General features: G+C 71.0%; 7 protein-coding genes. 4 read left to right on the forward strand and 3 right to left on the reverse strand.

Annotated features, from left to right (window positions below; genetic code table 11):
- On the forward strand, positions 1-1,115 hold a 1,115-nt coding region (locus tag AOK00_RS31140; RefSeq protein ID WP_367870066.1), incomplete at its 5' end, for a diflavin oxidoreductase.
- 27 nt (positions 1,116-1,142) lie between these two features.
- Here the strand turns inward: AOK00_RS31140 and AOK00_RS40855 are convergent.
- Together AOK00_RS40855 and AOK00_RS40860 are read right to left on the reverse strand one after the other, a co-directional pair.
- Positions 1,143-1,613, reverse strand: a complete 471-nt coding sequence (locus AOK00_RS40855) for an ankyrin repeat domain-containing protein (protein WP_254047573.1) — start codon at positions 1,611-1,613, stop codon at positions 1,143-1,145.
- Positions 1,577-1,870, reverse strand: coding sequence for a hypothetical protein (locus AOK00_RS40860; protein WP_254047574.1), 294 nt, complete (start codon positions 1,868-1,870; stop codon positions 1,577-1,579). The genes AOK00_RS40855 and AOK00_RS40860 overlap by 37 nt, the downstream gene beginning before the upstream one ends.
- 414 nt (positions 1,871-2,284) lie before the next feature.
- On the opposite strand from AOK00_RS40860, the gene AOK00_RS31150 reads away from it, so the two are divergent.
- From AOK00_RS31150 to AOK00_RS31160, 3 genes are all read left to right on the forward strand, one after another.
- Entirely contained in the window at positions 2,285-3,373 is a 1,089-nt protein-coding gene (locus tag AOK00_RS31150) for a substrate-binding domain-containing protein (RefSeq protein ID WP_055603540.1), read from the forward strand.
- Between the two features lie 112 nt (positions 3,374-3,485).
- Positions 3,486-4,271 (forward strand): ATP-binding cassette domain-containing protein, encoded by a 786-nt coding sequence (locus tag AOK00_RS31155; RefSeq protein WP_055603541.1) that lies wholly within the window; start codon positions 3,486-3,488, stop codon positions 4,269-4,271.
- A complete protein-coding gene (locus tag AOK00_RS31160; protein ID WP_055603542.1) occupies positions 4,268-5,557 on the forward strand; it encodes a sugar ABC transporter permease in 1,290 nt (429 codons plus the stop codon). The genes AOK00_RS31155 and AOK00_RS31160 overlap by 4 nt, the downstream gene beginning before the upstream one ends.
- A gap of 31 nt (positions 5,558-5,588) precedes the next feature.
- Here the strand turns inward: AOK00_RS31160 and AOK00_RS31165 are convergent, their stop codons facing one another.
- Complete coding sequence (locus AOK00_RS31165; RefSeq protein ID WP_079042294.1) at positions 5,589-7,322, reverse strand: BCCT family transporter; 1,734 nt, start codon at positions 7,320-7,322, stop codon at positions 5,589-5,591.
- Positions 7,323-7,403: the final 81 nt, after the last annotated feature.

Raw genomic sequence — 7,403 nt, forward strand, 5'->3', positions numbered from 1 at the left:
ACCTCCTTGCCCGCGCCCGGCTCGTCGGCAACCGGCTGCTCAGCCTGCCGGGCGCGGGCAAGGAGGTCCGCCGGTTCACCTTCGACACCAGCGAGAACGGGGCGCCGCTCGGCTACGAGAGCGGCGACGCGCTCGGCGTGCGGCCCGTCAACTGCCCTGAGCTCGTGGCCGAGTGGCTGGCCGTCACCGGTCTCGACGCGGACTCCCCCGTGGACCTGCCCGGCCAGGGCCCGGTGCCCTTCGGCGAGGCCCTCCACCGCCACCTCGACATCACCCGGGCCACGCCCGCGCTCCTCGGCTTCGTCACCGAGCGGACCGGCGACCGCGACCTCAAGCGACTCCTCCGGCCCGACAACAAGGACGGGCTAGCCCAGTGGGCATGGGGCCGGCAGGCCGCGGACGTCCTGGCCGAGCACCCCGTGCGCGCCTCCGCGCAGGAGTGGGCCGAGGTCCTGGGCCGCCTCAGGCCGCGTCTGTACTCGATCTCCTCAAGTCCCCTCACCGACCCCCATCAGGTGTCCCTGACCGTCTCCGTGGTCCGCTACGAGAACCGCCGCGGCCGGCCCCGCAAGGGCGTCTGCTCGCCGTTCCTCGCCGATGCCGAACCCGGCGCCCCCGTCCCCGTGTACGTCCAGCGCTCCCCGCACTTCCGGCCTCCCGCCGACCCGTCGACCCCGATGGTGATGGTGGGGCCGGGCACGGGTGTGGCGCCGTTCCTCGGCTTCCTCGACGAGCGCCGGGCGCTCGGCCACCGGTCCCCGAACTGGCTGTTCTTCGGCGAGCAGCACCGCGCCACGGACTTCTACTACGAGGAGGAGCTCACCGCCCTCCTCGCCGACGGCACGCTCGACCGCCTCGACACGGCCTTCTCCCGCGACCAGCGCGCCAAGGTCTACGTCCAGGACCGGATGCGCGAGCACGGCCCGCAGTTGTGGTCATGGCTCCAGTCCGGCGCGCACTTCTACGTCTGCGGCGACGCGGCCCGGATGGCGAAGGACGTCGACCGTGCGCTGCGCGACATCGCCGTGACGCACGGTGGGCTCGACGAGGAGTCGGCGGGGGTGTACGTCAAGCAGCTGGCCGCCGACAAGCGGTACGTGCGAGACGTGTACTGAGGCCCACGGCTCGGGAGGCGGACGCGCTCACCCGCCGTCGGCCGCCCGGCGCTCCGCGGCCGTCCGCGCCCCCCGGTCCGTCAGCCGGCCGACGACCTCGTCCGCCTGCTCGGCGCGGGCGATGTCGAGCGGGGTGAGGTCGCCCCAGCCGATCCGGTCGATGTCCGCGCCGGATTCCAGGAGCCGTACGGCGACGGCGAGCCGGCCGCCCTGGCAGGCGCCCCAGAACGCCTGGGTGATCTCCTCCGGCGAGGGGACGGGGTCGGATCCGAGGCGGGCCTCGACGAGGTCGAGGAGTCCGAGGGTCGCGGCGTCCTGGAAGGTGGGGCGGGCGCCGAGTTCGAGCAGCCGACGAGCCGCGCGCCACTGCCCGAAGGCGCGGGCGTCGGCCAGCGGCGTACCGTCGGCGATGACCGCTCCGTCGGCCTCGATGTCGGCTCCGGCGGCGACGAGCGCGTCGATCATCGGGACGTCGTCGTTGCTCGCCGCCCAGTGCAGGGGGTCTCCCGGTGGGCTCCGGTGAAGCGGGCGTCCGGATCGGCCCCGGTCTCGACCAGGACGGCGACGGTCTCCGGGCCGCGCGGCCGGTGGCCGGGCCAGTCGGTGGCGAGGTGCAGCAGGCTTCGACCGCCGGGGCCGCGGCCCTCCCGGTGTTCGACGACCCGGGCGCCGGCCAGGCCGGGGTGCTCGGCGAGCAGCCCGCGCAGGGTGTCGAGGTCGCCGCTGACGATGGCCTCGGTGACGGCGACGGCCACCGGATCGCGGGAGCTGAGGGTACGCGGATTCGCATGGCGCCAGGGTGCCGCACCGGGGAGGGCGGCGCGCGGACCGGGTCCGGCACGACGCGCACGAAGCGGGTCCGGCGCGACGGCCCAGGGACCGGGTCCGGCCGGACGCGCACGGACCGAGGCCGACGCGGCCTCGCACGACCGGGTCCGACGCGGCCGTGCACGGGGACCGGCCCCCGACCTGCACGGCCGCGTCCGGGCGGCGCGCACCGGCCCGACCTGCGGTCCCGCGGCCGGGGTGGTGGGGCGGGCCCGGCCGAAGCCGGTTCACCCGCTTGCCGGTCCCCAGCTTGCCGCTAATGTCGATATATAGGCCACATGTGCATCCTCCATCCCGCACTCACGAGGCGTCGGGAAGGCGGAGTACGGAAGGAGCCTCCCATGACCCGTACATTGCGGGGCGCGATAGCCCTGGCCGGAGCCACCGCCCTCTGCCTGGGCGCGGTGGCGACCAGCGGGGCCGTCCAGCCGGGCGCGGAGTCGGCGCGGCAAGACGTGAAGATCGGCCTGCTGCTGCCGGAGAGCAAGACCACGCGGTACGAGAAGTTCGACCGGCCGTACATCGAGGCCAAGATCAAGGAACTGGCGCCCGACGCCCAGATCGACTACTACAACGCCGCCGAGAGTGCGACGACCCAGCAACAGCAGGTGAACACGGCGCTCGCCAAGGGTGACAAGGTCCTCATCCTGGACGCCGTGGACGCCAAGTCGATCCAGTCCTCCGTCCAGAAGGCCCATGACGCCGGCGTGAAGGTCGTCGCGTACGACCGCCTCGCGCAGGGCCCGGTGGACTCGTACGTCTCGTACGACAACCGCAAGGTGGGAGAGCTGCAGGGCCAGGCACTCCTCGACGCGCTCGGCGACAAGGCCGAGAGCGGGCAGATCGTGATGCACAACGGGTCGCCGACCGACCCGAACGCGGCGGAGTTCAAGGCCGGCGCGCACTCGGTGCTGGACGGCAAGGTGAAGATCGGCAAGGAGTACGACACGCCGAACTGGGACCCGAACAACGCCAACCAGCAGATGTCCGGCGCGATCAGCGCCCTGGGCAAGGACAACATCGTCGGCGTGTACTCGGCCAACGACGGACTGGCCGCCGGTATCGCCACGGCCCTGAAGGCGGCGGGCATCAACGTGCCGCTGACCGGCCAGGACGCCCAGCTCGACGCGATCCAGCGGATCCTGCTCGGCACCCAGACGATCACCGTCATGAAGCCGTACAAGCCGGAGGCGGACATCGCGGCCCAGATGGCGGTCGACTTCGCCGAGGGCAAGGCGCTGCCGTCCGATCTGGTACCCACCACCGTCACCAGCGGCAGTGGCCAGAAGGTCCCGGCCAACCTGCTCACGCCGGTCGTGGTCGACAAGACCAACATCAAGGACACCGTGGTGAAGGACGGCCTGTACACGGTTCAGGAGATCTGCACCCCGACGTATGCCGCGGCCTGCAAGGAGGCCGGTCTCCAGTAGCGGCGCGGCGGTTCCGTCCCGGGCGCGTCCGCCCGGGACGTCCCGCCCGGGCGACTGCCGTCCCGGCGGGGCTCGGACCCGCGCGAGCGGGCGAGCGGAGGAGGCGGTTCCTTTGCCGGAGTCACCCGTGCTCACACTCCGGGGCATCTCCAAACGGTTCGGCGCGGTCCAGGCGCTCAAGGACTTCGACCTGGACGTCCACCCCGGCGAGGTGGTCGCGCTGGTCGGCGACAACGGCGCCGGCAAGTCCACCGCCGTCAAGTCGATCGCCGGGGTGAACCCGCCCGACGAGGGCGTCATCACCTGGGAGGGCAAGCCGGTCACGATCAGCCGGCCGCACGACGCCCAGAACCTCGGCATCGCCACCGTCTACCAGGACCTGGCGCTGTGCGACAACCTCGACGTGGTCGCCAACCTGTTCCTGGGACGGGAGCTGCGCCGGTTCGGCGTGCTCGACGAGGTCCGCATGGACCAGCGGGCGCGCGAACTCCTGGAGACCCTCTCCATCCGCATCCCGAGCGTCCGCATCCCCGTGGCCTCGCTCTCCGGCGGACAGCGCCAGACCGTGGCGATAGCGCGCTCGCTCATCGGCTCGCCGAAGGTCGTCATCCTCGACGAGCCGACCGCCGCGCTCGGGGTGGAGCAGACCGCGGAAGTCCTCGACCTGGTCGAGCGGCTCCGCGAACAGGGCCTCGGCACCATCCTGATCAGCCACAACATGGTGGACGTGATGGCGGTCGCCGACCGGATCGCGGTGATGCGCCTCGGCCGGAACAACGGCTTCTTCGACAAGCGCTCGACGACCACCGAGGAGATCATCTCCGCGATCACGGGGGCCAGCGACAGTGCCGTCACCCGCCGTCAGGCCCGCAAGCGGGAGCAGGAGGAGGACCGATGAGACGCGACCGGGGCCGCGGCCCCTCCGGCGCCGACGACGCCGGCCAGGAACCGGCACCCGGTGCCGTGCCCGCCGTCGACACCCGTCTCCTCGTCCGTGAGGAGGGCGTCAAGGGGTACGTCGACGAGTTCCGGCGCAAGTTGCGCAGCGGCGAACTGGGTTCGCTGCCCGTCGTGCTCGCCGTGATCATCATCTGGACGGTCTTCGGCAGCCTGAACAGCACGTTCCTGTCGGCCCAGAACCTGTCCGACCTCAGCCAGCAGATCGTCGGCACGGGCATGATCGCGATCGGGATCGTCTTCGTCCTGCTGCTCGGCGAGATCGACCTCTCCGTCGGCTCGGTCAGTGGTCTGTGCGCCGCGATCTTCGCCGTCCTCAACGTCCTGAACGGCATGAACGAGTGGCTCGCGCTGCTCGTCGCCATCGCCGGCGGCGCCGCCGTCGGGCTCATCCAGGGGTTCTTCTTCGCGAAAGTCGGTGTACCGGCGTTCGTGGTGACCCTGGCCGGCAACCTCGCCTGGAACGGACTGATGCTCCAGGTACTCGGCACCAGCGGCACGGTCAACATCCCGAGCGAGAGCATCGTGTCCAAGCTGTACTCGACGATCTACCACAGCCCGGCGGCCGCCTATGTGACGGCGGCCGTCGGAGTGGGGCTGTTCCTGACGGCCTCGCTCCTGGACGCCGGGCGCCGCCGGAAGGCCCGGGTGCCGTTCCGTCCGATCGCCGAGATCGTCCTGCGGACCGTCGTGATCGCGGCCCTCGCCTTCGCCACGGCGTACATCCTCAACCAGTACCAGGGGCTGCCGCTGGCCCTGCTGATCTTCCTGATCGTGCTGGTGCTGCTGGACTTCGTGCTCCGGCGCACCACGTACGGCCGCCGGATCTTCGCGGTCGGCGGCAACATCGAGGGTGCGCGCAGGGCGGGCATCAGCGTGCCGTTCGTCCGGATGTCCGTCTTCTCGATCGCCGGGACCATGGCGGCGGTCGGCGGCATCTTCCTCGCCGGACAGATCCAGTCCGCGAGCCAGACCTCCGGTGGCGGCAACCTCCTGATGAACGTCATCGCCGCAGCCGTCATCGGCGGCACGAGCCTCTTCGGCGGCCGCGGCACCGTCTGGTCGGCGCTGCTCGGTGCGCTGGTGATCGGCTCCATCCAGTCGGGCATGAACATCATGGGCGTGAGCAACGCCGTCCAGTTCATGATCACGGGCTCGGTCCTGCTGGCCGCGGTGGTCGTGGACTCCCTGTCCCGCCGGACCCAGAAGGCGGCGGGCAGGGCGTGACCGGCCCGGCCGTGGCCGGTCCGCGTGTGGTTCAGGGCCCGCCGGCGTCCTGGGTGCCGGGCCCGATCCTCAGCTCGAAGTCGCCGTCGTACCGCTCGTGGCCGGCGATCACCGCGAGTTCGACGACCTCCACGCCCACCTCGCCGCGGACGATCAGCGGGTCCCTGCGGAGGTCCCGCATCAGGGCCACGCACATGCCGATCATCACCAGGACGAACGGCGCCGCCACCAGGATCGTGAGGTTCTGCAGGCCCGCGAGGGCGTCGCCCTGGCCGTCGCCGATGAGGAGCATGATGGCGGCGACCGCGCCGGTCACCACGCCCCAGAACACCACCACGGGGCGGGTGGGTTCGAAGGCGCCGCGCTGGGAGAGCGTGCCCATGACGATCGAGGCGGCGTCCGCGCCCGACACGAAGAAGATCCCGACGAGGACCATCACGAGCAGGCTCATCGTGCCGGTGATCGGGAACTCCTGGAGCACACCGAAGAGTTGCCCTTCCGGGGTCGTCTCGCCCGCCAGGTCGCCCTGTTCGCTGAGCTTCATCGCCGTACCGCCGAAGACGGCGAACCACACCAGGCTGACGGTGCTGGGCACCAGGATGACCCCGCCGACGAACTGGCGGATGGTGCGACCCCGGCTGATCCGGGCGATGAACATGCCGACGAAGGGCGTCCAGGAGATCCACCAGGCCCAGTAGAAGACGGTCCAGCTGCCGAGCCAGTCATGGATCTCCGCGCCACTGGTCGCCTCCGTGCGGCCGGCGAGCTGCGGCAGGTCGTCGATGTAGGCGGCGATCGAGGTGGGCAGCAGGTCGAGCACGATGATGGTGGGGCCCGCGATGAACACGAACAGGGCGAGTACCCCGGCGAGCACCATGTTGATGTTGGAGAGCCACTGGATGCCCTTCTCCACACCGGACACGGCGGAGAAGACGAACGCCACGGTCAGTACGGCGATGATGGCGACGAGCAGCCCGGTGCCGGTCTTCTCCATCCAGCCCAGCTCCTCGAAGCCGCTGCCGATCTGGAGCGCGCCCAGACCCAGCGACGCGGCGGATCCGAACAGCGTGGCGAAGATGGCCAGGATGTCGATGACCCGCCCGGGCCCGCCGTACGCAGCCTTCTCACCGATCAGCGGGACGAACACGGCGCTGATGGTCTGCCGTCGCCGCCGCCGGAACGTGGAGTACGCGATGGCGAGGCCGACGACCGCGTAGATCGCCCACGGGTGCAGCGTCCAGTGGAAGAGCGTGGTGGCCATCGAGGTCTGCATGCGCTCGGCCGAGTCCGCGGGGTGGGTCCCGGGCGGCGGGGTGCCGTAGTGGGCGAGCGGCTCGCTCACCCCGTAGAACATCAGGCCGATCCCCATACCGGCACTGAACATCATGGCGATCCATGACACCGTCCGGAACTCCGGACCCTCGCTCTCCTGGCCGAGCGTGATCCGGCCGTAGCGGCTGATGGCCAGCCAGAGCGCGAAGACGACGAAGCCGGACGCGGCCAGCATGAACGCCCAGCCGCCGTTGCGGATGAGCCCGTCGAGGAGGTCGCTCGACGCGCTCTCCAGGCTGTCCGTGGCCGTGGCGCCCCAGACGACGAACGCCACGGTGAGGACTGCGGTGACACCGAACACGATCCGGTCGGTACGGGCGCGATGGTGGTGGTCGGGGCGGCCCGGGAGGTCCGCCGTCACCGGCAGCCCTTCCCGCCCGCCCCGTTCGGCGCCTGTTCGGCGACCGTCCGGCCCCTGATCTTCCTGCGACACAGATGGCACCTTTCACGGGCAAAGCGGTATTTCATCACAAACCTGACGAAGTCTCTGTAAGGCAGTACCACAGTCGGGGCC

Origin of the sequence: Streptomyces aureus (assembly GCF_001418135.1) — a bacterium.
Taxonomy (GTDB): Bacteria; Actinomycetota; Actinomycetes; order Streptomycetales; family Streptomycetaceae; genus Streptomyces; species Streptomyces aureus_A.

Excerpts from the sequence above, each read along its gene's own strand:
- AOK00_RS31150 (WP_055603540.1), top strand. The coding sequence starts at position 2,285 with ATGACCCGTACATTGCGGGGCGCGATAGCCCTGGCCGGAGCCACCGCC.
- AOK00_RS31160 (WP_055603542.1), top strand. The coding sequence starts at position 4,268 with ATGAGACGCGACCGGGGCCGCGGCCCCTCCGGCGCCGACGACGCCGGC.